Raw genomic sequence first — 812 nt, forward strand, 5'->3', positions numbered from 1 at the left:
TTAGATCATAAGCACTAAAAAACTTACCGGTACGTTTTAGATGCTCAAAGCAAAGTGCATTAATATAGTTCCACACGAAGTTCACTGAACCGCTTAGACGATTCAGCTCTTTTATGTGTTTGTCTTTAATGCGTAGCTTGAGTGTTTTCATATGCTTAGTATGGCAAGATTAATTTTAGCTTACAACCCTTTAACGAGTTCTTACGACAGTGTGTGTCGCCTTATATCCACCCCCTGAAGTGGGTGGTTTTACGGCGACTGGTGATAAAAACGAGGGTGTGGGGTGTAGAATATGCGAGCCTCTGCTACGGCAAATATTCAGTTAGCAGCCTTTATTCTGCAGAATCTCGGAGTACCCAAACATGAGCCGCTCAAAGGACATGTCAAATCAATCCCCTATTAACATGCACAATCATAGCCGTCAGGAGGAAATAAAGAACGCCCGTCTCAATAATAAAAAATATGCCACTATCTGGCGTTGGCACTTTTATGCTGGTATGTTGGTCGCCCCTTTTTTGCTCATACTTTCATTATCGGCCCTGGGCATGATGTTTATGGCAAACACGGTCGGCCCTAATAACGACCTGTTAACGGTGCCTAAGCAAAGTACAATCCTGCCGGTATCGGTGCAAGCACAAAGCGCATTAAACACACTGCCTGATATAGTCAAAGAACGAATAAAGTGGTACACTAAAACTTATGGCATATTCAAGAGACTACCGACAAATGATTCTTAGCAAACTTGACGAAGGCTACAGCTTTCGGGAGTTAGCCGAAGAGTATCAAGTTAGCCCAACCAGTATACAAAACTG

At 42.7% G+C, this 812-nt stretch carries 1 protein-coding gene and 1 pseudogene; one reads left to right on the forward strand and one right to left on the reverse strand.

Annotation, left to right across the window (positions count from 1 at the left end; genetic code table 11):
* Nucleotides 1-151: pseudogene (locus A1019T_RS13610) on the reverse strand (RNA-guided endonuclease InsQ/TnpB family protein); the annotation flags it as partial.
* A gap of 211 nt (nt 152-362) precedes the next feature.
* Between A1019T_RS13610 and A1019T_RS05150 the strand changes: the two are divergent.
* Nucleotides 363-737 (forward strand): hypothetical protein, encoded by a 375-nt coding sequence (locus A1019T_RS05150; RefSeq protein ID WP_244156546.1) that lies wholly within the window; start codon nt 363-365, stop codon nt 735-737.
* Nucleotides 738-812: the final 75 nt, after the last annotated feature.

This window comes from Psychrobacter piechaudii (assembly GCF_900162825.1).
Lineage (GTDB): Bacteria > Pseudomonadota > Gammaproteobacteria > Pseudomonadales > Moraxellaceae > Psychrobacter > Psychrobacter piechaudii.

What these genes read in the sequence shown, in the direction of transcription:
- A1019T_RS05150 (WP_244156546.1), top strand. Translation starts at nt 363, where the DNA reads ATGAGCCGCTCAAAGGACATGTCAAATCAATCCCCTATTAACATGCAC.